The 1291-nt window shown below is 73.9% G+C and carries 1 protein-coding gene; it reads left to right on the top strand.

What is annotated here, in order from left to right:
- Nucleotides 1-1175, top strand: a 1175-nt coding sequence (locus C1A33_RS25550; protein WP_207770500.1) for an acyl-CoA dehydrogenase family protein, incomplete at its 5' end; no start/stop codon positions are given.
- Nucleotides 1176-1291 lie beyond the last annotated feature (116 nt).

The following is a 1291-nucleotide window of genomic DNA, read 5'->3' as shown; positions in this document are numbered from 1 at the left end:
TCGACCTATGGAGCGTGTGCGCGTTGAGAATCAGCGTCGAGCCGGAGCTCGAGGAGCTGCGATCCGCCGTTGACGCCCAGGCCTGCCGCGAGCTGGCGCCGCTGGCGGCGGGGCTCGACCGGGAGCAGGCCTTCTCCCGTGAGGCGTGGGAGGCGGTGCGTTCGATCGGGCTGACCCGGCTGCCGTTCGAGGAGAAGTACGGCGGCGATGGCGGCACGGTGCGCGCCTTCGTCGTCGCCACCATTGAGGTCGCCCGGCACTGCGCGGTCGCCGCCCTCTACCCGGGGACGACGATCCAGGTCGCGATGACCCTGCTGGAGCACGGCACGCCCGAGCAGGTCGAGCGGTACGTGCCGGGCCTGGTGTCCGGCGAGCGGATCGCCGCCTGGGCGTTCACCGAACCCGCGACCGGTTCGGATCCCCGCCAGATCAGCACGCGAGCGGTTCGTGACGGCGACGGCTGGCGGCTGTCCGGGGCGAAGCAGCTCATCTCGTTCGCCGACCAGGCCGATGTCGCGCTGGTGTTCGCCCGCACCTCCGAGACGGCGCTGGGCGCCTTCCTGGTCGACACCGACGCCGCCGGCTGGCAGGTCGGGGAGCCCAGCGAGGTGCTGTCGTTCGGCGGCACCGAGGCCCGACCGATCGCCCTGGACGACGTGCCCGTGCCCGCCGGCGGGCTGGTCGGCACCGTCGAGGGCGGCTTCGACGTGATGATCGCCGGCGAGGCGTTCGGGAAGGTCCGCACCGCGGCCATCACGGTGGGCATCGCGGCCCGCGCGATCGAGGAGGCCGCCGCCTACGGACTGGCCCGCACCCACCGCGGCACACCCATCGCGCGGCGATTCCCGACCATCCAGGCGCTGCTGGGCTCGGCTGCCGCCGACCTGCTCGGCGCCGAGGCCCTGGTGCTGACCTGTGCGGACCGACTCGACCGCGGGCAGTCCATCGCCGCGGAGGCGGCCTCGGCCCGCCTCGTCGCGGCCCGGGCGGCCCGCGAGGCCGCGAGCGCCGCGCTGCACGTCTGCGGCGCCTACGGGCTGACCCGCGACATGATCGTCGAGCGTCTGTACCGGGAGGCCGTGTTCTACGACATCGCGCAGGGCGTGTCCGAGATCCAGAAGATCATCGTCGCGCGTGAACTGCTCGCCGGCGTTCCCCACGGAGGTTCCGCGTGACCGCGCCCGTCCATCCTCTCGACCTGACCGGGCACGTCGCCCTGGTCACCGGCGGCAACTCCGGGGTCGGCCTCGGCATGGCCGACGGCCTCGCCCGGGCGGGCGCCGACGTGTGC

Origin of the sequence: Frankia canadensis (assembly GCF_900197875.1) — a bacterium.
GTDB classification, from domain to species: Bacteria; Actinomycetota; Actinomycetes; order Frankiales; family Frankiaceae; genus Frankia; species Frankia canadensis.
Note: the sequence above shows the minus strand (reverse complement) of the source record. Positions and strands in the feature narration are given on the sequence as shown.